The 22835-nt window shown below is 41.4% G+C and carries 19 protein-coding genes; 13 read left to right on the top strand and 6 right to left on the bottom strand.

The window, feature by feature from the left end; translation table 11 throughout:
• Nucleotides 1-41 precede the first annotated feature (41 nt).
• The 3 genes from BIZ38_RS05170 to BIZ38_RS05160 all read right to left on the bottom strand — a co-directional run bounded on the left by BIZ38_RS05170 (nt 42) and on the right by BIZ38_RS05160 (nt 3818).
• Nucleotides 42-773 carry a glutaredoxin family protein gene (locus tag BIZ38_RS05170; RefSeq protein WP_187489758.1) on the bottom strand — a complete coding sequence of 244 codons (732 nt, stop codon included), beginning with the start codon at nt 771-773 and terminating at the stop codon, nt 42-44.
• Between the two features lie 125 nt (nt 774-898).
• Nucleotides 899-2572 (bottom strand): hypothetical protein, encoded by a 1674-nt coding sequence (locus tag BIZ38_RS05165; RefSeq protein WP_187489757.1) that lies wholly within the window; start codon nt 2570-2572, stop codon nt 899-901.
• Between the two features lie 205 nt (nt 2573-2777).
• Entirely contained in the window at nt 2778-3818 is a 1041-nt protein-coding gene (locus BIZ38_RS05160; RefSeq protein WP_138599261.1) for a helix-turn-helix domain-containing protein, read from the bottom strand.
• 195 nt (nt 3819-4013) lie between these two features.
• On the opposite strand from BIZ38_RS05160, the gene BIZ38_RS05155 reads away from it, so the two are divergent.
• Both BIZ38_RS05155 and BIZ38_RS05150 read left to right on the top strand, forming a co-directional pair.
• Nucleotides 4014-4172 carry a hypothetical protein gene (locus BIZ38_RS05155; RefSeq protein ID WP_166338734.1) on the top strand — a complete coding sequence of 53 codons (159 nt, stop codon included), beginning with the start codon at nt 4014-4016 and terminating at the stop codon, nt 4170-4172.
• Nucleotides 4162-4755 (top strand): Fic/DOC family protein, encoded by a 594-nt coding sequence (locus BIZ38_RS05150; protein ID WP_166338735.1) that lies wholly within the window; start codon nt 4162-4164, stop codon nt 4753-4755. The genes BIZ38_RS05155 and BIZ38_RS05150 overlap by 11 nt, the downstream gene beginning before the upstream one ends.
• A gap of 86 nt (nt 4756-4841) precedes the next feature.
• Here BIZ38_RS05150 and gorA read toward each other — a convergent pair whose 3' ends face one another.
• Nucleotides 4842-6203 carry a glutathione-disulfide reductase gene (gene gorA / locus BIZ38_RS05145; RefSeq protein WP_187489756.1) on the bottom strand — a complete coding sequence of 454 codons (1362 nt, stop codon included), beginning with the start codon at nt 6201-6203 and terminating at the stop codon, nt 4842-4844.
• Between the two features lie 151 nt (nt 6204-6354).
• Here gorA and prlC point away from each other — a divergent pair, with 151 nt between their 5' ends.
• The 5 genes from prlC (at nt 6355) to BIZ38_RS05120 (ending at nt 13116) form a co-directional block, all read left to right on the top strand.
• A complete protein-coding gene (gene prlC / locus BIZ38_RS05140) occupies nt 6355-8406 on the top strand; it encodes an oligopeptidase A (protein WP_187489755.1) in 2052 nt (683 codons plus the stop codon).
• A gap of 107 nt (nt 8407-8513) precedes the next feature.
• Entirely contained in the window at nt 8514-9692 is a 1179-nt protein-coding gene (locus BIZ38_RS05135; protein ID WP_054552774.1) for a two-component system response regulator, read from the top strand.
• Between the two features lie 43 nt (nt 9693-9735).
• Nucleotides 9736-10491 (top strand): class I SAM-dependent methyltransferase, encoded by a 756-nt coding sequence (locus BIZ38_RS05130; protein WP_138599257.1) that lies wholly within the window; start codon nt 9736-9738, stop codon nt 10489-10491.
• A gap of 118 nt (nt 10492-10609) precedes the next feature.
• Nucleotides 10610-12535, top strand: a complete 1926-nt coding sequence (locus BIZ38_RS05125) for a methyl-accepting chemotaxis protein (RefSeq protein WP_166338737.1) — start codon at nt 10610-10612, stop codon at nt 12533-12535.
• Between the two features lie 107 nt (nt 12536-12642).
• Nucleotides 12643-13116 (top strand): peroxiredoxin, encoded by a 474-nt coding sequence (locus BIZ38_RS05120; protein WP_054552771.1) that lies wholly within the window; start codon nt 12643-12645, stop codon nt 13114-13116.
• 76 nt (nt 13117-13192) lie between these two features.
• Here BIZ38_RS05120 and BIZ38_RS05115 read toward each other — a convergent pair whose 3' ends face one another.
• A complete protein-coding gene (locus BIZ38_RS05115; protein ID WP_054552770.1) occupies nt 13193-15328 on the bottom strand; it encodes a S8 family peptidase in 2136 nt (711 codons plus the stop codon).
• 323 nt (nt 15329-15651) lie between these two features.
• Here BIZ38_RS05115 and BIZ38_RS05110 point away from each other — a divergent pair, with 323 nt between their 5' ends.
• From BIZ38_RS05110 to BIZ38_RS05085, 6 genes are all read left to right on the top strand, one after another.
• Nucleotides 15652-16836, top strand: a complete 1185-nt coding sequence (locus tag BIZ38_RS05110) for an NAD(P)/FAD-dependent oxidoreductase (RefSeq protein WP_187489754.1) — start codon at nt 15652-15654, stop codon at nt 16834-16836.
• A gap of 212 nt (nt 16837-17048) precedes the next feature.
• Nucleotides 17049-17735, top strand: a complete 687-nt coding sequence (locus BIZ38_RS05105) for a hypothetical protein (RefSeq protein ID WP_187489753.1) — start codon at nt 17049-17051, stop codon at nt 17733-17735.
• A 249-nt stretch (nt 17736-17984) separates the two neighbouring features.
• The gene (locus BIZ38_RS05100) at nt 17985-18632 is read left to right on the top strand and encodes a HEAT repeat domain-containing protein (protein ID WP_187489752.1); all 648 of its coding nucleotides are present in this window, start codon (nt 17985-17987) and stop codon (nt 18630-18632) included.
• 192 nt (nt 18633-18824) lie between these two features.
• The gene (locus tag BIZ38_RS05095; RefSeq protein ID WP_187489751.1) at nt 18825-19172 is read left to right on the top strand and encodes a hypothetical protein; all 348 of its coding nucleotides are present in this window, start codon (nt 18825-18827) and stop codon (nt 19170-19172) included.
• 193 nt (nt 19173-19365) lie between these two features.
• Nucleotides 19366-19632, top strand: coding sequence for a hypothetical protein (locus BIZ38_RS05090; protein ID WP_228290550.1), 267 nt, complete (start codon nt 19366-19368; stop codon nt 19630-19632).
• Nucleotides 19633-19928: 296 nt separating this feature from the next.
• The gene (locus BIZ38_RS05085) at nt 19929-20147 is read left to right on the top strand and encodes a hypothetical protein (protein WP_187489749.1); all 219 of its coding nucleotides are present in this window, start codon (nt 19929-19931) and stop codon (nt 20145-20147) included.
• A gap of 345 nt (nt 20148-20492) precedes the next feature.
• On the opposite strand, the gene katG is transcribed toward BIZ38_RS05085, so the two are convergent.
• Nucleotides 20493-22706, bottom strand: a complete 2214-nt coding sequence (gene katG, locus BIZ38_RS05080; RefSeq protein WP_187489748.1) for a catalase/peroxidase HPI — start codon at nt 22704-22706, stop codon at nt 20493-20495.
• Nucleotides 22707-22835: the final 129 nt, after the last annotated feature.

Here is a 22835-nt window from a genome sequence, read left to right as displayed (position 1 = left end):
TAGTTATAGTGAACGCGAGGGTAATCCCTCGCGTTTTTGTATTAGCTCAATAGCATCCATATACCTGCGGCAATCATAAATAAGTTTTCACTCAGAGAGATAAAGCCGAGCGGCACATTACTGTCGCCACCAACACAGGCGCATTTCAGCTCTCGTTTATCGATATACACAGCCTTAATAACTGATACCGCACCTATACCACCAATAAATAATGAAAATGGTGCTACAGCTAAGGCGGGTAATTTAGCCACCATACCTATCGCTACATACGCCTCTATAAATGGATAAACATAGGCGTAGGGCACGACACGCATGGCTAGTAAGTCATAGGTAATAAATGAGTTAGAAAAGCTGTATAAGTCTTGCAGCTTTTGTATCGCTAATACCGCCATGGATAATGCAACAAACAGCATCAGATTTTGCATAGAAAATAAAGCCTCACCACTGGCATAAGTGAAACCGCAGCTTAGTAGCATAGCTACTGCGAAAATGGCTAAAACAGGGGTATAACTGGTACCTTGTTGGCCAGCCTCGGGCAGATTAAAAAAGTCGCGTAAATCATCGTAACCACCAATGCGTTTATCATTGATAAAGGTTTGTGGTGTGGTTTTTACATCATGCTGCTGTTTGAATTCGTCAGTTTGCTCACGGCTGGTTAAGTGACGATCATCAACATCGTAACCATGACGCTCTAGTAAATCTTTTGATTTTAAACCGAATGGGCAAATATGCTCATCGGTCACCATGCGATATAAAATTGCAGACTTAGACACAGTGCCTCCTTGTAAAAATGCCTTGTTTACTGCGTAATAACTACTTAATTACACAGTAAACAAGAGCAAACTCTTGCTATAACTGGTTACTTTATTAACAGTTACAAGGTTTGTGCCAGCACTGGTTATTGCTTAGTTATAGTTAAAACAGCATCCATTACCGGATCGATACCTGCAAAGTAGTCTTTTGCAGAAAGTGTAATTGGCATATCGGGCGCTAACCAGATTCGATGATCTTCCGCTCGGCTTTGCTGGTGGAATTGGCTCGAAATAAGGCCTGTTTGTTTACTGTATGGCAGGTTAAACCAGCCAGCTTCACCTGCCACATTCGGGCGGGTGCCTGATGGCTCACCTACAAAAATCGCTGGCACTATATTGGCAATCTTTACAGCTACATCATGGCCTGCCGAAAACGTATTGCGGCCAATTAATAAAAATAGCTTTCCTTGTGGTTTTAATACGTTAAAAAATGCGGCCGTTGCCACCAAAGGCGGGGTGAGCGAGCCATTACCACCACTGTTATGGCGAAGGTCTAGCACCAGATGCTCAATGTCATCGTGTTTGATTTGTGCTTGTAGCTGCATGGCAAATTCAGCAAGGGTGAGATCTTTGTTATTTCGCACATCATTGAATTGTACATACAGTAATTTATTCGTTTTGATTTGTTCGCTCCAAAACGGCGTATTGTTTTTTGCTAAGTATCTAAGCGTAGGGTGCTCAGCAAGTTTTGGTAACTTAGGAAAACCTGTAAATTGCATTGGTTTGAGCGCTGGTGTAACTGTGGTGATAGCGCCTTGTGGTGAGCTGAGCGTAAGTGTTACCTCGCTCCCTTTGCTAATGCCAAGCCCGTTTAGCACATCAAGCAAACTTAAATAATAGGGACCCAACCAAAGGGTTTGCATTTCATTATCGCGAGCATTAATACGTTTAGTTAACTCAAGAGCTTGCTGGGCTGGTGTATCGGCAAATGCCTCAACTTTATAGCCAACATATTGCTGGTAATCGCTACTTGCTTTGCTGATGTATAAACCGTCACTAAATTGATAAAACTGAAATGGTAGTTGCTGAAAGTTGCCTGTTTCACCCCATGCTGGGATCAATAGATTATGACCATTGCCAAGTAATGCAATTAGCTCCATAAACTGAAAAACAATTTGCTGATCGGTTAGAATAGGAATCGACTTATCAATCTCAGCTACTTTTTCTGCAAACTGTTGTGAGCTCATGTTTTGATACATTGCCACGTGTAAACGTTTGATCTCTGAAACTAAAAACGCTAAATCGGCGCGCCATTTTTGATCTCGATTGAGTTCAGTATCCAAATTATTACCTGCAAGTGATTTATAACTGGCTGATTGTGCAAAGCGTTCAAAGTAAGGGTTAATACCAGATTTAAATAAGCTGGTGCCAGCAAGTGTTGGGCGGTCATCCCATCTTGCTGCTAGAGCTTTTTTAAGCCAATACTCGGCTTGCTGTTGGTTTTTAAGCTCTGCGTATGCCTCTGCAATTTTCACCATTAAATCGTTCGGGTTACTGGCCCCATTAGGAATGCCTTTTAAGCTAGTCCCAATTGCAAGTGCGCGTTGCAAAGCATTGCTGGCATTTTGATAATCGGCCAATTGAAAGTAACTGAGGCCAAGTAAATACCAAGTATCGCCATCGTGTTGATATTCATTAATGAGCATTTTTGTGAGTTTATTCACCTGAGCCCAGTTTTGTTGTTTAGCAAATTCTATTGCTGCTGTTTTCGATTGAAAGTAAGCGATTGGGTCGCTTGCACCAACGCGACTTGGCTGCACTTTTAAAGCTTGATTCGTCACCTCTAAAGAGTGATTCGTTGCTAAAGCAAAACCCGAAAAGTTTATTAATAGGCACAAAGTTAGTAGTAAAAAATAGGACTTGTACATCAGGAGTCTCAAAGTTGTTTTTTGTTTAAATTAGCGTTTGAGTTGTAAAAAAGCGTCCTAAAACAGGATTTAGGACGTTTTTTGTCTGTTTTATGAGCTAATTCTTTTGCGTTTGCTTCTTAAATTGACTCGGTGTTAATCCCGTTTCTTTTTTAAACACGGCATTAAAAGTCGATTTAGAATTAAAGCCTGCTTGAAATGCCAGCTCTATCAGGCTGAGTTTTTGAGGTGAGTCTTGCTCTATTTCGCGTTTAACATCATTCACTCTATGCTGGTTGATGTACTCACAAAAGTTGTTCCCCGTTGTGCTGTTAATAGCCCAAGATATTTCTTTACTACCGAGCCCTGTTTGATTTGCTAAGTCGTTTAGTGAGAGCCTAGGTTGTCGATAAAGCGATTCGTTAATAATCAAGTTATCAATGGTTGAGAAAATTTGCTGCGCAAGTTGCTCGTCAGCCGAATCAGTTTGTTCAGCTTCGGGTTCTTCTGACAATGTGACTGGCTCGAATTGAAAGCTATTTTTGATGGTGTGAAACAACAAAAAGCTAAACATCAGCAGTAACAGTATTTCGTTTAATAAATACCAGTGCATCTTTATATCGAGCGGCGTGATTGGTTGCACATTCATGCGCAGCAAATCAAATACGACAATAATGGCAAAAATAAATAATGCTTTGATCAGCCACTTTAATTTAAGGCTCTCAGCATCTGAGCGCGCATGCATAAGTTGTTTGTGATAGCGCTTTAAAATGCCATAAGCGAAGTAGAAATAACCAAGTTGACTGAGCGAACCAAGTAAAATGATCGCTTGCGTGTAGTGGGTAAAGGCCAAGGAAATAGCCGCAGGAATTAAGTGTACCGCGTAGTGTGATGTTTTAAAAGGCTGTTTACCTGTAATCGACAAGGTAAAAAAGTAAATCATAGGCCCATACAGTAATGTAAATGCAGGGGTAATTAAGTAACTAGAAAACCCTAACCCTTCTAGCAGGTTAAAGGCGCACACACAGCCTTGAAATGCAAACAGCAGCACCAAGGAACGACTTTGTTTTTGGCTATTAATTAATAATGCACCAAATAACATTTGGAACAGAAAGATACTCTGTACAAGGTGTACAGGGAATAAAGTGATTGATTGCAAAGTAGTTTACGTTTTTATTCTTTTAGCTGAGTTTAACAACTCCCCCTCACTTTGTAATCATAGGCATTAAAAAGTTTAAATTGGTCAGTATTTTAATTGCCTTTTTCTCTTCTTTTTGGCTGTACTTTCGAATAAGTTGATTAATGGCAATTTATGCTTGAATAAGCTAGAATTATCAGTATTACAGGAGGGTTTATGACTACCAAAACTGCTAAGACTAGCAATCAGCAAAAAACTAAGTTTATGCCCGATATGGATAACTTTAAGGTCAGTTTAAGCTATGAAGGTCTAACGCTGAAAACTAATAGTGAAGGCAAAAGTATTGCTGAATTGAAGCGTAAATATGCGCGATAAATACGGGGTAGCTCAAGATAAATATTGCTACCCTGCCTCTGATGTATTAATTAATCTATTAGATATTCGAGAATCGGATATATTAGATCAAGCCGAAGCTGAGTTTACCGCTGAACGCTATAGAACTTATGACTCCCCCGAACAACCTCTATCTAAGTTTTCACTTGAGCATTTAAAACATCTTCATCACCACTTATTTCAAGACTTATATGTGTGGGCAGGTCAAATTAGGGATGTTGATATCTCCAAGGGTAATACCCGCTTTTGTACTTGGACGCGTATTGAGCCTGAAGCTAACAAATTATTTCGAACCATTCCGGCAATATCGAATTGTCAGAATAATGATGAACTAATTGAAAAAGTGGCAGACTTGTTTTGTGAGCTAAATTTACTTCACCCATTCCGCGAAGGTAACGGTAGAGTGTTACGTTTCTTTTTTGAAGAAATGTTATATAGCATCGGCTATAAGGTTTCGTGGCCTCCAATCTCTCAGAGAGAGTGGATTGATGCGAATATTGCAGGTGTGAATTTAAACCTAGATTTACTTAAACGTATTTTTAGTCAAGCAATTTCTGAGCTTTGATAGTGTACTGAAATCACTACCAAATTTACTCAATAAAAAACCTTGTGGCAGCACCACAAGGTTTAAAATTGACTCGCAACGCGAGTTTATCTCATCGTTACAAACTCTTCTGAGCCCGTCGGGTGAATAGCCACAACAGCATCAAAGTCTGCTTTGGTTGCGCCCATCTTCATTGCAACGGCAAAGCCTTGGATCATTTCGTCAACGGTAAAGCCAATGCCGTGTAAGCCAACAACTTTTTCGTCTTCGCCTGCACACACTAGCATCATGTTACATGCTTGACGGTGCTGAGTAACCGCTGTGTACATTGCTGCAAAGCTTGATTTATATACTTTAACGTTATCGCTGCCGTATTGATCAATCGCTTGCTGCTCTGTTAAACCAATTGTGCCGATTGGTGGATGGCTGAATACCACAGTAGGTACTAGCTCGTAGTCCATTTTTAAATCATCAGGTAGTTCTTTATTGAATAAGCGCTCTGATAAAATACGACCTGCTTTAACGGCTACTGGCGTAAGTTCGATACCGTTTTCGATGATATCGCCAACTGCGTATACGTTTTCAGCTGTGGTGTTTTGGAATTCGTCTACTTTAACGTAACCAGCTTCAGTTACTTCAACACCTGCCGCAGCAAGATTGATCTTGTCAGTTGTAGGTGTACGGCCAATTGCCCAAATAACTTCATCAACGTTTTGGCTGTGACCATTTTCAAAGTGAATGGTTAAGCTGCCATCGCTTTCTTTAACTACTTCTTTAGGTGTGCACTCAGTGTGAAGAGTTGGGCCTTCTTTTGCCATAATATCGATAAGCGTATCAACAATGTATGGGTCAAAAGTACGTAGTGGTTTGTTTTTACGAACAAACAGGTGTGTTTCTGTACCAAGGCTATGAAGTACGCCTGCGATTTCAACGGCAATGTAGCCTGCACCAACCACAGCAACACGCTTAGGCTGTGCGTCTAGCTCAAAGAAGCCATTTGAATCAATACCAAGCTCAGCGCCTGGAATGTTAGGAATAGTAGGGCGACCACCAACAGCAACAAGGATATGGTCAGCAGTGTATAGCTCACCGTTTACTTCAACTGTTTTGTTATCAACAAACTTAGCAAAGCCATTGATTACAGTTACACCATTGCTAGATAAGTACTTGTTGTAACCTTGGTGAATACGGCCAATATACGCTTCGCGGCTTTCAACTAATTTAGCCCAGCTAAAACCTTTTAATTCAACATCAAAGCCGTAGTCAGGTGCATATGCGTTAATTGCTTCAGCAATTTGTGCGCCGTGCCACATTACTTTCTTTGGAACACAACCCACGTTTACACAGGTGCCACCCATGTGTTTTGCTTCAATAAGAGCGACTTTTGCGCCACGCATTGCTGCACGGTTTGCAGAGGCAATACCGCCACTACCACCACCAATTGCAATGTAATCAAAATGCTGAGCCATAGTTTGTCCTCAAAAATAGATAACTTTTTATTAATTAATCGATTTAGTAATAAGTTGATAATAGCATAATAAAGACCAAGGTTAAGCCCCTTGTATTTCATCAATTCGCCCCAACTTCAAAATCATCTTCGCATAAAATTTGAGAACGAAAATGACAATTGCAGAAAATAACCCGCTCATTGGTTTAGAAGGGCTTCCGCCGTTTTCTAAAATTAAACCAGCACACGTAGTGCCAGCATTAAAAGCAGCGATTGCTGAGTGTCGTACCAAAATAGATGAGGTACTGGCAAGCAAATCATACACATGGAATGATTTGGTGCTTCCGCTTGAAGAAGCTGATGACAAGTTATCACGCTTATTTTCACCGGTATCACATATGAATTCTGTCGTTAATAACGACGAGCTACGTGAAGCCTATGAGCAATGTTTGCCGTTGTTATCTGAGTATTCAACCTTTGTTGGTCAGCATCAAGGTTTGTACGATGCTTACAACGCGCTTCACAACAGTGACGAATTTAAAACACTAACGACTGCCCAGCAAAAAACCATTACTAATGCACTGCGCGATTTTGAGCTATCTGGTATTGCTCTAAAGCCTGAACAACAAAAGCGTTATGGCGAAATCAGTGCGCGTTTATCTGAGCTGGCCTCTAAGTTTGGTAATAATGTAATGGATGCCACGCTTGCTTGGCAAAAGCATATTACAGATGAAATCGAACTGGCTGGTTTACCAGAGTCTGCGTTAGCACTAGGTGCTGATACAGCTAAAAGCAAAGAGCTAGAAGGCTGGGTATTCACGCTAGATTTTCCATCTTACTTACCAATCATGACTTATGCTGATAACCGCGAGTTACGTGAAGAGTTTTACACTGCGTTTGTGACGCGTGCCTCTGATCAAGGCCCTAACGCTGGTGAATTTGATAACTCAGCTATTATGAGCGAAGAGCTTGCCCTGCGTCATGAACTTGCCGAGTTACTTGGTTTTAACAGCTACGCTGATATGTCATTGGCGACTAAAATGGCAGAAACGCCAGAGCAAGTTTTCTCATTCTTAGAAGATTTAGCTGCTAAGTCTAAGCCACAAGCTGAGCAAGAGCTTGCTGAGCTAACAGCTTACGCAAAAGATAAGCACGGTGTGACTGAACTGGCTGCGTGGGACTACGCTTACTACGGCGAAAAGCTCAAGCAAGAGAAGTACGCGATTTCTGATGAAGTGCTGCGCCCATATTTTCCAGCCAATAAAGTTCTAAGTGGCTTATTCACTACAGTTAATCGTTTATTTGGTATTAGTGTTAAAGAAGTGACAGAGTTTGATACTTACCACCCTGATGTACGTTTCTTCGAAATTTACGATAACAGCAACACGTTACGTGGTCGCTTTTATCTAGATTTATATGCCCGCGATCGCAAGCGTGGCGGTGCTTGGATGGATGACTGCATGGGTCGAAAAGTACGTGCAAACGGCGAATTACAAACCCCTGTTGCGTACTTAGTGTGTAACTTTAATAAAGCAGTGGGTGATAAGCCTGCTTTGTTTACGCATAACGAAGTGACTACGTTATTCCATGAGTTTGGTCATGGTATTCACCATATGTTGACACAAGTTGATGCTGCGCCAGTGGCTGGTATTAACGGTGTTGCATGGGACGCGGTTGAGTTACCAAGTCAGTTCCTTGAAAACTGGTGTTACGAAGAAGAAGCGCTGAGCTTTATTTCGGGTCATTACGAAACAGATGAGCCATTACCAAAAGAGTTACTAGATAAACTTCTTGCGGCGAAGAACTTCCAATCAGGTATGCAAATGCTGCGTCAGCTTGAGTTCTCGTTGTTTGATTTTACTATTCACCATACTTACAAAGCGGGTGAGCCATGTCATATTCAAGCAACACTTGATGAGGTACGCAGTAAAACGGCTGTTGTTAAAGCGCCAGCGTTTAATCGTTTCCAGCATGGCTTTAGCCATATTTTTGCAGGCGGTTATAGCGCAGGTTATTACTCTTATAAATGGGCTGAAGTACTCTCGGCCGATGCGTTTTCTAAATTTGAAGAAGAAGGCATTTTTAACCCAGCAACGGGCGAAGCTTTCTTAAAGAACATTTTAGAAAAAGGGGGGAGCGAAGAGCCTATGGAGCTATTTAAAAAGTTCCGCGGACGCGAACCACAAGTTGATGCACTACTAAGACATAGTGGTATTGCAGCATAATACACATTACTTAAACTAAAGCGCCGTAAGGCGCTTTTTTATTAATAATTCTTAGCAAATTCAATCTTGCGTACTATTCTTTTTAAAAACAGTTGCAGGAATTAAGTATGTCAAAACTTGTATTAGCCATTGATGATGATAAGTATGTCCATCATGTGATTGAAGAATCACTATCGGGCTTTTGCACGTTGATCCATGCTAAAAATGGTGAAGAAGGATTAAGACAGGCGATAAAGTACAGCCCAGACATTATTTTACTTGATGTTGAAATGCCTGCTAAATCAGGGTACGAGGTGTGTAACGAATTAAAAGCTAACCCGCAAACTAAAGATATTCCTGTGATGTTTTTATCGGGTAAAGCGGACTTACCAGACCGTGTAAAAGGCTATAACGCAGGTGCAGCTGATTACATTGTAAAACCATTTAATGCTGAAGAGCTGATGGCACGTATTCGCGTGTTATATCAGTACCGGCAGCATTCAAAAAAATTAACCAGTGATGTTGAGCGAGCGCAAATAACCGCCGAAATAGCGATGACAGATTCAGGTGATATGGGACGCATCATGCGCTACGTTGGGCAGACTTATCATGCGCATGATATCAAAGCGTTATCTGAGCATATGTTTGAGTTTTTTAACCCGATGGAGCTTGATGTCGTGCTGGCGTTTTGGTATCACGATGTCGGCGTGTTTTGCTGTGCCGAAGGTGGAGTATGTCCTTTAGAGCAGGAGTTACTAGAAAAACATCGTGATGCGAATCGCTTTGTTGATTTTAGCCACCGCACCATTATTAATTACCCTAAAGTGTCAATGTTAGTCAAAAACATGCCACTTGATGATGCCCAACTTTATGGTCGTTATAAAGATTTATTCCCGCACATCCTCGAAGTCACAAACGCAAAAGTTCAAGATATGGAAATTAATGAGCGGGCACTGACTCAGGCACAGCAAATTGGGAATGCCTTTAATGAACTATCTCAACAAATGTATCAAAACAGTGATTCACGCGAACGAGCAGTTGAAAAGCTAGCTGCGCAATTGGATGAGTTAAATAAGTCAGTCGCACAAAGCAATTTGTCGAGTAGTGATGAAGTAACTTTTCATCTACAGCAACTAGAGCAGACTAAGTTATTATTTTCTTCGCTCAATGATGATTTAGCGTTTATAAAATATCAGTTAAAACACATTATTGAAGCGCGTAGTGATCTTCTCGCCAGTTTACAAAAAATGGCAGAGCCTAGTCACACTGAAGATGTCACTTCACAAACGGATATCGAGCTATTTTAAGCCATGCTATACTGACGCCGATTAATATAGCTCGGAGTTTTGTGTGGTAATTCATTGTCCTTTTAAAGAAATGCGTCCTTATTTAGATGCAATAGAGTTGCGTTTTGGTTTAGCTAAGTGGGCTGAGCAGAATGCGGGCTTTTCGCTTCATTATGACGACCAAGGTCTTAGCTTGAAAAAAAAGGACGAACCTAAGCTGGGTGCAATCCACGTTGATTTTGTAACGGGTGCTGCTGCTCACCGCCGTAAGTTTGGTGGAGGTAAAGGGCAAGCTATAGCAAAGGCTGTAGGGTTAAATAAAGGTGCCACACCAGTGGTTCTTGATGCCACCGCAGGCCTTGGTCGTGATGGCTTTGTACTGGCATCACTAGGCTGTAAAGTGATTTTACATGAGCGCCATCCAGTAGTTGCCGCGCTATTATTTGATGGCCTAGAACGCGCCTATAACGATGCAGAAATTGGCCCTTGGATGAAAGAAAACATGAGCTTAGTGTTTGGCTCTAGTCATACGTTACTGGCGCAGTGTAGTGATACTCCTGATGTTGTGTACTTAGATCCTATGTTTCCTCATCGTGAAAAATCAGCCCTCGTTAAAAAAGAAATGCGAGTATTCCAAGAGCTTGTGGGCTCAGATAGCGATGCCGATGATCTATTAGAGTTTGCTTATCCGCTTGCTAGTAAGCGAGTGGTTGTGAAGCGCCCTGATTACGCGCCATTTTTAAATGACAAAACCCCGAGTATGCAAATCAAAACCAAAAAGAACCGCTTTGATGTATATGTAAAAGCGGCAATGGTTTAAATCTAATGTTTTTGGATGTGTATGGTTTTTTTCGTGTAGTTATTTATGGTGGTATTTCATCATATTGTCATAAAAGGTTAATATTCTACGCGCGCAACGTTACTTGGGAATATCGTTTATGCGCGTGTCATCATTTACTCGGCTATTGGCCGTTTTACTTACTCTCGCTAGTATTTTATTAGCAGCCACTCTGTTTTGGGCAAGTCAAACCTTATTCGGTTTAGAGCAACAAGATAACGCTTATAACAAGCTAAAAAACACCATCATTATTGATTTAAAAAGCTACCTTGATGATTATTTAGAACAAGGTGACAGCCAACACTTAAATAAAGCTTCTACGCTGATAAGTGATGTTAAAAAGCAGCATTTAGCTAAGTTGCCTAGTGATCTTGCAAGTCAGCTTAATAGCCAGCTAACAGCACTCGATAAAGACATCAATGGTAAGTACCGCGCTTTAGGTAAGCTGTCTGGTAACGAAATGGCGCTGCTTGATAACTCGTTAAGACAAATGGCAGGTTCAGCTTCATCATTAATTGGCTATGCAAGTAAAGCCGAGCCGCAAACAGCGCTTGCACTTGAGTATTACCAACTAGCTGCTGACTACTACAGCGAAGTCACTTCACTTGCTTTGTACACTTATAAGTTAGTGATCAACTTTGATCAAGACACTAAAAACAGCCTTAATCAAAGTGTTGAAAACCTAAATGCGCTTGGGGCTAAAATCGATAAACTCGAAAATTTAGGTGTAATGAGCGAAGTGGATGAAGACGCTTTATTTTTTGGCGAAGAAGCAGAAGATTTGGCCGGTGACATAAAAGCTGAGTTAAGTAGCTGGCCCAAACGCTTCCCACGTGATTTAGCATCCACTCTTGAGCAAGCAGAGCAGCGTCAAACCGGCATGCAAGCATTGCGCGAGCAAATAGGCGCCTTGTCTACAACGGTGCTCGGTGCAGAGCAAAAGCTAAAAGATGAACAGAGCGACCTTAAGCAGCAAGTGTTTATCGTGTTTTGTGTAGCCATTGGCATGCTGGTGGTTTTAGCAGCTGGTGTGTATTTCGTACAGCGTAACCAAGTGCTTAACCCGCTGCGTCAATTGCGTGATGGCTTTGCTTTCTTAATTGAGAGTAATGAGCTTAAAAACATTGAGAGTAAAAATCCGAAAACTGAAGTCGGTGAAATTGCCCATTACTTTAATCAATTGATTGAGCGCCAGCGTGGTGAAGCAGAAGAACGAGCACAAATGCTTAAGGTTATTAATGACTTTATGCTAGAGATGAGCGAGCACTTACATACGATTGCCCAGCAAACTGATGCTAGCCACTCTCAGGTTGAACAAAACCAAAGTTTACTTACTGATATTCAAGACATTGGTGAACAGGTTAATAACATCAATGGTCAAGTTGCTGATAACGCCAAACAAACCTTTGGTGCGATGGAGCAGAGCCTAGGCTTTGCAGATAGCATGTTAACCGCAAGCTCTCGTACTGAAGAACGCGTTGAGCAAGGCCTAGATAGCTTAAAAGAGCTATTAAAAGGCGTTGATGATGTGGGTCAAGTTATTGAGGTGATTAAAAATATTGCTGAGCAAACAAACTTATTAGCACTGAATGCAGCGATTGAATCGGCGCGTGCAGGTGAGCATGGCCGAGGCTTTGCGGTGGTCGCTGACGAAGTACGAAAACTTGCCAGACAAACGCAGGGGTCACTTGATGATATTAACAATCAGTTAAACCGCTTAAGTGAAAACTCCACCATGGTATCGGAGCAAATTAGCGCACTGGCTAATGATGCCGAGCTACAAACACAAAATGCCCAAGAACTTAAACGTAACTCCGAAGGCGTAGCTGGCAACGCGCAAGATGCAAATAAGGTCGCATTTGATGCTATGGAGCTGGCTAAACAGCAAAACGCCTTACTCGAAAACTTCAGTCAATCAATGCAAAGCATGAAAGGGCAGGTAAGCGAATCAAACTCTCTGGTTAGTGATATTCAGCATCGCCTACAAGAGCAAATGCATACCATTAAAGCCAGCTTAGGTTTATAACCCTCCAAAGGGCGAGCAATGGTTTACGTTGTTTGTCCTTAAAATCATGCTGTATTCAATTTTTTAGGTATATACTCTGTACTCTTATTTTCTTTCAAGGAATTACGATGATCGAACAAGGCCAAACTATACCTACAGCAACCCTTAGTGAATTAACTAGCGAAGGCATGCAAACCTTAACAACAGAGGCATTATTTGCAGATAAAAAAGTAGTGTTGTTTGCCGTGCCGGGTGCATTTACACCAACATGCTCTAATGCTCACTTACCTGAGTTTATTACCCTGGCCGATAAAATTACTGCTAAAGGCGTTGATGCAATCTACTGTGTATCGGTGAACGATGCATTTGTAATGAAAGCATGGGGTGAAGCTCATAACGCTGAGCATATTCGTATGTTAGCAGATGGTGATGCAAGTTTTACCAAAGCACTTGGTTTAGATAAAGACACAGCTGGTTTTGGTGGTATACGTTCTAAGCGTTATGCAATGATCGTTGAAAACCAAACTGTAACAGGGCTGTTTGTTGAACAAGACAAAGAGTTTGTAGTAAGCCGCGCTGAAGCTGTGCTAGAAAAGCTTTAATAGCAATTCATAAATACAAAAAAGCCGGACGTAAGTCCGGCTGAAAGTCCCTGGGGGTGACTTAGGAGATCAACTATTAAGGTTGATATTGCGCATCCAGTGTAACACCCGAGAAAGTACGGTAAGCATTTAAGCTTAAGTGCCAAGTACCTGCTTGTGGATTACTGAACGTACAAGTTTCTGCGTTACCGTTTTTGTAAGGGCGACAGTCATAGCTTGATGATGTTGGTTGGCTACCAAACTTAACGAATAAGTCTGAATCGCCAGTACCGCCTGATGTCGTTACTGTAAAGCTTGCCATACCGGCAGGAACATCAATAGTGTAATGCTTCCATTGGCCTGCACTTGCAGAGATATCTGTTACTGTGCCACCACCTGCTTGTGGTGAACCTGAGCCTGAACCACCGCCAGAAGTTGTTAAATCACCTACTAGGCTAACACCTGAGTATGCAGAGTAACCATTCAGCATTACATGGTATGTACCTGCTGTTGGGTTATCGATAGAACATACTTCGTTGTTACCGCCTTTATACGGGCGACAATCATAGGTTGATGTTGTTGGTGCGCTACCTGCACGAACGTAAAGGTCAGCATCGCCTGAACCGCCACTCATTGTGAAGGTTACGTTAGTCGCACCTGTTGGAACTTCCATTGTGTAGAAAGTTTGGCTGCTAGCAGAGCCACTTAAACCAGTTAGTGCTTGACCATCTTCTAATACGTTACCCGTTGGTGGTGGCGGTGTTGTACCTGAGGCTGCTGCAACCGCGGCTGCCGCATCAACAATACCTGTACCACAGCTAGTACATGTTGCTGGGAAAGAACGAGTTGTCGATTTTAAGATACTTTCGATTTCATCAGGTGTTGCTGATGGCTTAGCTTGTTTGATTAATGCTGCGACACCCGCAACATGTGGAGCTGCCATCGATGTACCTTGTGAGTAGTGGTATGAATCACTGCTAGGGCTTGAAGAGCCTGAGTTGTGAGTAGATAACACACCTTCAGAGTCATTCGCAAAGCTTTGTGCGCCACCCGGTGCTGCAACGTCAATGTTGCTACCGTAGTTTGAGTAGTATGCACGACCACCGTTACGACCAACAGATGCAACGTTTACAACACCATTACAGTTACCAGGGTTGTAGTTTGCAGAGTTATCGTTGTCGTTACCTGCAGCGATTACAATTACAGAACCGTTGTTACGCGCTTGATTGATTGCATTTTGCGTTGTTGAGCTACATGAACCGCTACCACCTAAACTCATGTTAATAACATCAGCAGGGTTAGCATTTGCTGGTACGCCAGAAACTGAACCACCCGATGCCCAGATGATGCCGTCAGCGATATCAGAAGTTAAACCACCACATTTACCAAGTACACGCACTGGCACTACTTTTGAGTTGTAAGCAACACCGGCAACACCTTCACCGTTATTAGTGACTGCTGCAACAGTACCCGCAACGTGTGTACCGTGCCAGCTTGAGCTTTGTGCACTGTGTGTGTAACCACATTCGTTAGCGCTGATTGCATCACCCGGATCGCGTGCATCGCTATCACGACCACCGCCGTCGTTCGCTACAGACACGTTAGAGATCATGTCATAGCCTTGAAGAATGTTAGCATTTAAATCAATATGAGGGCGGTAACCAGTATCAAGTACCGCTACAACGACACCGCTACCCGTTGCTGTATCCCAAGCAGTAGGAAGGTTAAGACCGCCCGCTTGCTCGTAGTAGTGCCATTGGTCGTCATAACGAGGGTCGTTAGGCGTCGCAAACGGCTTTAACATTTGGTCGATTTCGATGTATTCAACATTACCAGAAGCGACCATTTCTTGCATAAATTCTTGGGTTTCTTCAGCTGATAGTTTTTTATCAGCACGCATTACGTGGTGATTACTCATCGCCATTGCACGAACGTATTGTGCTTTTACTTTACCTTTTTTGCTGCTGAAGTTTTTAATAAAGCCTTTTGCTTTTTTGTTCATCATAGTCGGCGTTTGTTCTGCTGCCGACATGGTCATCATTTCATCACTATTGTTTTTATACTTGATGATAAATTGAGTACCGAAGCCTTCTTGGCCTTGTAATTTAGCTGCAGTTTCCTGCATAGATGGTGACATAAGTTGATCTGGAGTAGCCATAGCTGCTGTTGTTCCAAACAACGCAGTCAAGCTCAGTGCAATTGCGCATTTCTTCAAGTTGTTGTTAGTTGTCATAATGATCCCTAGATTGTTATGTAAATCTCCACGATGTTTTTCGTGAAGGGGGACAAAGGTAAAATATATGTTAATTTAGTTAAAATATCGTTTTATTATGGTTGTCTCTATTTTGGTTATAACTAAATGTATAGACGTCTAAATCAGTCTTTTTATGGTGTTTTTTGATTGTTTTCTCATAATAAAGTTATAATTTTATGGTTTTGAGTTTTTGCTTTATTTCGTTTTTTGGATTTATCTTTTTTGTAAAAACATCTCTGAGTTAACACTGCGACGACAATAACTTGTTATAATCAGCTAAATTTTTTTAGTGAGTATGATTAATGACCCAAGTAGATGTAATTGTGATTGGCGCCGGCGCCGCAGGTTTGATGTGCGCTGCACAAGCAGGCTACCGTGGTCGCAATGTTACTGTGCTTGATATGGGCAAGAAGCCGGGCCGTAAAATATTAATCAGCGGCGGCGGGCGTTGTAACTTCACCAATGAAAACGCAAGCCCAGACAACTACTTATGTGGCAATCCTCACTTTGTAAAATCGTGTTTAAGCCGTTATACCCAACATGACTTTATAGAGCTGGTGGACCGTCACGGCTTGGCGTATCACCATAAAACGCTGGGTCAGCTATTTTGTGATAACAGCGCACAAGATATCGTTGACATTCTTTTAACTGAGTGTGAGTGGGCAGGTGTTAACATAGCGCTGCGTAACGAAGTACTCAGCGTGACAAAAACCGATGCGGGCTATGAAGTTATTACCGAGCAAGACAGCTATCAATGTGAGTCGTTAGTTGTCGCATCGGGCGGATTAACCATGCCTAAGCTCGGTGCATCACCAATTGGTTATAAAATTGCCGAGCAATTTGGTTTAGCAGTGCTACCAACCATGGCGGCATTAGTGCCATTTACGTTGCACCAGCATGATAAAGATCGCTTTGATGGGTTATCGGGGATCAGCATTCCTTGTCTGGTTACTAGTGAAGATGGCACCCAGTTTAAAGAAAACATCTTGTTTACTCACCGTGGCCTTTCGGGCCCAGCTATTTTACAAATCAGCTCTTTTTGGCGTGCAGGGCAAACTGTGTACATCAACTTGTTACCCGAGCTCGATTTAAAACAGCAGCTTGAGCAGTGGCGTCAAAGCCAAGGGCAAAAGTCACTAAAAAATACCCTTGCGACAATTTTACCAAAACGCTTTGTTGAAATGCTGCACGACACGAAAGCGATCCCAGATTGCAATGTAAACCAGCTAAGCCATGCGCAAATCGACGCATTACATGACTACATTCACAATTGGCAAATTAAACCTAACGGCACAGAGGGTTATAGAACAGCCGAAGTAACGCTTGGCGGTGTAGACACCGACGAGTTAAGTTCAAAAACTTTCGAAGCGAAAAAGTCACTAGGCCTTTATTTCATCGGCGAAGTCACTGACGTCACCGGCTGGCTAGGCGGCTACAACTTCCAATACGCCTGGAGCTGCGGCTTTGCAGCAGGGCAGTATTGTTGATTTGAGTTGCGAGTTGCTAGGGGAAAGGTGTTAGTGGTCAAGCCAAAGGAGCTAGGCTCTAGGTGCTAGGTTAGCACTTGCTTGTAGGTCCTGCTATAGCGCGTGGCTGTTATTAATGGAGTAATAGATGAATAAAGTATATATATTTTATCCAGAATATGAAGATGAATTTATTACTCCGGTTGATACCTCAGAAACGAGTTTATTATTCTATGAACAGCTTTAAAGCTTACTTATTACTTTGTTTTCTACTGGTGATTACATGTCATTCGCATGCCGACGATGTTAGTTGGCAGTGGCAATCAGATTTGGAAAAAGCGATATTGAAAGCAGATACCTCAGTGCAAAATATAGAGCTTGGTTCTTACTGGGATACACGTTATGGGGCTGCTGTATTTTCTGTTGCAAACTTAATATCAATCGGTTGGTCTAGTAGAGGGTTTAATCCAGAAATATACAATACGGTTTTGAATGATATTTGGAATAATACGAGTCAAAAGCACTTGCTAAATGACAACTTAATTCGCTTATCTTCTTTAACGTGGAGGTTAAACCTTAAGAATAGATGCTTTGATGCTAACGTGAATAAAAGCCGTGCTCGTAAGTACATCATTGAAATGATTAACTCGGATGAGAATGTTTTAAAGGATTCTGCAATCAGTGGGCTCGGGTTATTAGGCGAACGTGAAGATGTTGATATGTTGATTGAGCTATTGATTAACAATCAAAATAACTTTGTTGGATCTTCTGCATTAAGCTCTCTTTTGCTTGTTGAAGGTGATTACGCACTAGAAATGCTTAGGACTAATATACAAAAAGTCTCCAATGATTCTCTAAAGCAGCAGATTAACGAAGAGCTTAGCTTCATACGAGTCAGTGATGATAAGTGCGCTGAATAAAATCTATCGCATTCATAAAAAGTCGAACTATGCTGGTAGCACCTAGCACCTAGCACCTAGCACCTAGCACCTAGTAACTAGTAACTAAACTAGACAACTATTTGGTTACCCATTTATTTTTCATGCATATGATTGGTAACAAGTAGTTAAATAAAACCATTGGGGTTAAGCTAAATTATTTTCTGATGCCATGGGCGAGGTAGTGGCAAAAAGAAAGACCTGACACTATGAGCTCTGGAGTAAAATGATATGACTAATATGCTGAACGTTTATATGGATGATATAGAAGTTATTAGTGATGAAACCCCACAATCATTTGATAAGCTTAAAAAAGGTGTATTATCTGATGATAGTGAAATAAGACAAAGATCATTTTCTAAATTGGCATGCTTTGAGTATACCGAAGAAATTAAAAATATTTTTAACAGAGGATTATTAGATAGCGATGAACTTATTCGCTCTGATTGTATAGAATTTCTCGCTGAACTTGATTTACTTGATAATTTAGAAAAGATTTGCGAATTATTAGATGACCCAAGCCATTATGTCGTTGATTCATGTGTAATTAGTCTAGCTGAGCTAAATTCTAAAAATGAAAAAGTTATTAAACTTTTGATTAATAAGTTAAAAGATAAGCAGCTTAAGAGTGGAACAGTTTTAAGTATTCACTATGCGTTATATAAACTTGATCCAACATACTCAATTGGGAACCTATTAGTTTGCTATTCTGATTCCAGAGATTATCGAGATAGGTGCGCTATTTTAAACTTATTAGCAGAGGGAATCCGAGAAGAGGATATCCCTGTGATAAAAGAGAAACTAGATAAAATTGTAAATCCTAATGATTTTAGATCTGTTCTATCTAAATATGATGAACTTTTAGCTTCATTAGGTTGATCAGAGATTTAAATCCAAAGCCTCGCACTAGCGGGGCTTTGTTTTTTCTAGCTGTGGTGGCTTGGATTTTGTTTTCAAGACTGGCTAAGCTGCTCAATGAAAAGAACCGCTTGCTGGCATGGGTGAGGTAGTGACAAAAAGCAAAACCTGCTCCCATGTGTTTGAAGCGCAGTAAAAGGAGCATGATTTATAATGACTGAAATTACAAAAACTCAAAGATTGGTCTGTAATGAATTTAATGCTGACTTTGTATCATCTCCCGAATATATGAAAGTTGGGATTTCTCGTAACGTCAAGCAAGGGGTTATTCCTATTAATGGACTAAGACACTCCCCTGAAGGAGATACAACAGGTTGGTACATTTGGGGTGGAGAAGAGTTTTCTGAAGAACCTGATTTTTTCGTTCCTCTTCATGTTGCTCATTTAGGTGAGTGGTGTCCTGATATCAAAAAATTTCTTGCGCTACCTCCGGGTTATAGGTTTTTAATCGCAGGAGATTATGTTGATGTTTGGTTTGATGAGTCTTTATTAAATATTTGACGACATAGTTTGAATTCTAAGCTTCACACTCGCGGGGGGTTTTTGTTGTTTTCAACTTTGATGATATTCTCGATAGATTAATTAATTGTGTGGTATCCAATTTAAGATGAAAGGAATAACTCATCTGCTAGAAGTTCAACAGAAGTGTTGTGAACACTATAGTGCACAATATACACCAGTTGACGAGGAGCAAATGGTAGTAATATCTGACGGTGTATATGAGGGGCTGCCTTTAGAAGGAGTTCGTTACCCTTCACCGGACCATATGAGCGGTTGGTGGTTAACCACTGACGAATATAATGGAGATATTTCGAGTTTAAAAACGGTTCACTTTACTCATATTGTAAAATATAGACCTGAAGTAGCTATTTATATGGCTTTGCCACCTGGTTATCGATTCATGCTGGGTGGAGAGCAAGAACAGGTTTGGTTTGATGAAGAAGTAGCAAACGACGAATAGATAATATCTTTTTAATTCAGAGCTTCGCACTCTAGGGTTTCGTTCTTAATAAACAGTGACTCAAAGAAGAAACTCGATATCTTATATTTGCACCTAGCTCCTAGCTCCTAGCCCCTAGCCCCTAAACTAGACAACTATAAGGTTACCCATTTATTTTTCATGCATATGATAGGTGATAAGTAGTTAAATAAAACTATTGGGGTTAAGCTAAATTATTTTCTGACGCCATGGGCGAGGTAGTGGCAAAAAGCAAAAGCCCATGTGTATGTAAACACCTAGATCAGTAAGTATAAAGCTTGAAGAAAATGATTATTGAAATTACGAAGTGGTCCACGGGCTTTAGAAAAATATCTTTTAATAAGGTATTGCGTCGAGAGTTGAAAATGACGATTGCAGAGGCAAAGACCACTGTGAATGAAATTCTTGTGGGAAATACTGTAAGGCTGCCATATACAAAAGAGTTGGAACTTGAGGTTAAGAAAGCAGAATTATCTTACGATCTTATTGATGATTAAAAATTAAGAGGATTCTACCTTAGTTTGAATCCAAATATTTTCTAACAGGAATCTGGGTTTGTTTTCAAAAAACAGCGACTCAAAGAAGTTACTGGATATCTTATATTTGCACCTAAAACCTAGCACTTAGACTTGCCACCATAAATAGCAACCAACATTATCGAACTTATAGCTAACATCTAATGTTACTGTGGCTTCATGCTATTGAGTAATGAGCTGAACTCGAGTGCCTGTAAATCTTAAAGTGCTCTGATAACTCGATTTGAAATAAAAAAGCCGCTAACTTAGCGGCTTTGTTGGTTGCGAAAATATGATACCAATCGACTTAACACGATTGATATAGGGTTAACGTAGGTCGAAGCGATCTAGCGTCATTACTTTAGTCCACGCTGCTACGAAGTCTTCAACGAACTTCTGTTTAGCATCGTCAGAGGCATACACTTCAGCAATTGAACGTAGCTCTGAGTTTGAACCGAAGATTAAATCTACTGGTGTTGCTGTCCACTTAAGTTTGCCTGATTGACGGTCACGGCCTTCGTAAACACCTTCCTCAGAAGACTTAGACCACTTCGTTGACATATCTAATAGGTTAACGAAGAAATCGTTACTTAATGTGCCAGGTTTTTTCGTGAATACACCGTGTTTAGTTTGGTCTGTATTCGCGTTAAGGGCACGCATACCACCTAGTAGTGCAGTCATTTCTGGTACTGATAAGCTTAGTAAATCAGCACGTTCAACTAACATTTCAGCCGGTGATTTCCATGCTGAGCTGTAGTAATTACGGAACGCATCTGCCGTCGGCTCAAGTACTTCGAATGATTCAACGTCAGTCATTTCTAATGACGCGTCCATACGGCCTGGTTTGAACGGTACTGCGATAGAGAAACCCGCGTCGCTTGCTGCTTTTTCGATTGCAGCCGCACCACCAAGAACAATCATATCAGCTAGTGAAATCTCTTTACCGCCAGATGCTTTTTTGTTGAACTTAGTTTGGATTTTTTCAAGTTTGCTAAGTACTTTAGCCACTTCTTTCGGGTTGTTTACCGGCCAATCTTTTTGCGGAGCAAAGCGAATACGTGCACCGTTTGCACCACCACGCATATCTGTGTCGCGGTAGCTTGCTGCAGATGCCCAAGCAACTCGAACTAGCTCAGATACAGATAAACCTGAATCTAAGATGCTAGCTTTAAGTGACGCGATATCTTTGCTATCAACTAGTTTGTGATCAACCGCAGGGATGTAGTCTTGCCAAATTAATACTTCTTCTGGCACTAAGTCACCTAGGTAACGAGCACGTGGGCCCATATCGCGGTGGTTTAGTTTGAACCATGCTTTAGCAAATGCCAGTTCGAACTCTTTCGGGTCGTTTAAGAAACGCTCTGAAATCTTACGAAACTCAGGATCTGCTTTTAACGCGATATCAGTTGTGAACATGATAGGCGCATGACGCTTACCTTTAATGTGTGCATCTGGCACTAGGTTAGACGCTTGACCATTTTCAGGGATCCATTGAGTCGCACCTGCAGGGCTCTTAGTTTTAACCCATTCAAAAGCAAATAAGTTTTGTAGGTAGTTGATTGACCAGCGTGTTGGTGTCACTGTCCATGCACCTTCAAGACCTGAAGTGATGGTGTCTTCTGAGTGACCTTTACCACATTTGTTTTTCCAACCTAAACCTTGCTCTTCGATACCGGCTGCTGCAGGCTCTTTGTCTAAGCAGGTCGCTTTTTTCGCACCGTGTGCTTTACCAAAGCTGTGACCACCGGCGATTAGTGCAACGATTTCTTCATCGTTCATTGCCATGCGGCCGAATGATAAACGGATGTCGTCTGCTGCAAGTAGTGGATCAGGGTTACCGTGAGGGCCTTCTGGGTTTACATAGATTAAGCCCATCTCAACTGCCGCTAATGGGCCTTTAAGTTTGCCTTTTTTGTCACGACGTTCGTCAGTTAACATTTTGCCTTCAGGGCCCCAGTATACGTAATCTGGTTCCCAATCGTCTTCACGACCACCGGCATAACCAAAGGTTTTGAAGCCCATTGATTCAAGCGCAACGTTACCTGTTAACGCCATCAAGTCAGCCCAAGAAATGCTGCGACCGTATTTTTGTTTTATAGGCCAAAGTAAACGACGTGCCTTATCAAGGTTTGCGTTATCAGGCCAGCTATTTAGCGGGTCGAAACGTTGTTGACCACCGCCTGCGCCACCACGACCATCAAACGTACGGTAAGTACCTGATGCGTGCCACGCCATACGGATGAAGAATGGACCATAGTGACCGTAGTCAGCAGGCCACCAATCTTGAGAATCAGTCAATACTTTCTCAATATCAGCTTTCACTGCGTTTAGGTCTAACTTTAAGAATTCTTTTTTGTAATCAAAGTAAGGACCCATAGGATCAGACTCTGCACCATGGGCACGAAGTTGGCTAAGATCTAATTGCTCTGGCCACCAGAATTGGTTTGATTTGATGTCGTTTGTAGCTTGTACGCCTGTTGCCACCAACAGTGATACCGCAACAGCTACTTTAGACAAAGCTGACGTTGATTTTTTAAACATTGTGTAGTCTCCAGTTAGAAGTTGGGTGAAATATAGATTTGTTCAGGTTAACTTTCCACTTACAAACTGGGGTTTAAATCGATTGATAAAATCGAAAAAACAGATGGTTTAATTGATTTTATAGAACAA

The organism is Pseudoalteromonas sp. BZK2, from assembly GCF_014349195.1.
GTDB classification, from domain to species: domain Bacteria; phylum Pseudomonadota; class Gammaproteobacteria; order Enterobacterales; family Alteromonadaceae; genus Pseudoalteromonas; species Pseudoalteromonas simplex.
Note: the sequence above shows the minus strand (reverse complement) of the source record. Positions and strands in the feature narration are given on the sequence as shown.

Excerpts from the sequence above, each read along its gene's own strand:
- BIZ38_RS05155 (WP_166338734.1), top strand. The coding sequence starts at position 4,014 with ATGACTACCAAAACTGCTAAGACTAGCAATCAGCAAAAAACTAAGTTT.
- BIZ38_RS05150 (WP_166338735.1), top strand. The coding sequence starts at position 4,162 with ATGCGCGATAAATACGGGGTAGCTCAAGATAAATATTGCTACCCTGCC.
- gorA (WP_187489756.1), bottom strand. The coding sequence starts at position 6,203 with ATGGCTCAGCATTTTGATTACATTGCAATTGGTGGTGGTAGTGGCGGT.
- prlC (WP_187489755.1), top strand. The coding sequence starts at position 6,355 with ATGACAATTGCAGAAAATAACCCGCTCATTGGTTTAGAAGGGCTTCCG.
- BIZ38_RS05135 (WP_054552774.1), top strand. The coding sequence starts at position 8,514 with ATGTCAAAACTTGTATTAGCCATTGATGATGATAAGTATGTCCATCAT.
- BIZ38_RS05125 (WP_166338737.1), top strand. The coding sequence starts at position 10,610 with ATGCGCGTGTCATCATTTACTCGGCTATTGGCCGTTTTACTTACTCTC.
- BIZ38_RS05120 (WP_054552771.1), top strand. The coding sequence starts at position 12,643 with ATGATCGAACAAGGCCAAACTATACCTACAGCAACCCTTAGTGAATTA.
- BIZ38_RS05115 (WP_054552770.1), bottom strand. The coding sequence starts at position 15,328 with ATGACAACTAACAACAACTTGAAGAAATGCGCAATTGCACTGAGCTTG.
- BIZ38_RS05110 (WP_187489754.1), top strand. The coding sequence starts at position 15,652 with ATGACCCAAGTAGATGTAATTGTGATTGGCGCCGGCGCCGCAGGTTTG.
- BIZ38_RS05105 (WP_187489753.1), top strand. The coding sequence starts at position 17,049 with ATGAACAGCTTTAAAGCTTACTTATTACTTTGTTTTCTACTGGTGATT.
- BIZ38_RS05100 (WP_187489752.1), top strand. The coding sequence starts at position 17,985 with ATGACTAATATGCTGAACGTTTATATGGATGATATAGAAGTTATTAGT.
- BIZ38_RS05095 (WP_187489751.1), top strand. The coding sequence starts at position 18,825 with ATGACTGAAATTACAAAAACTCAAAGATTGGTCTGTAATGAATTTAAT.
- BIZ38_RS05090 (WP_228290550.1), top strand. The coding sequence starts at position 19,366 with ATGGTAGTAATATCTGACGGTGTATATGAGGGGCTGCCTTTAGAAGGA.
- katG (WP_187489748.1), bottom strand. The coding sequence starts at position 22,706 with ATGTTTAAAAAATCAACGTCAGCTTTGTCTAAAGTAGCTGTTGCGGTA.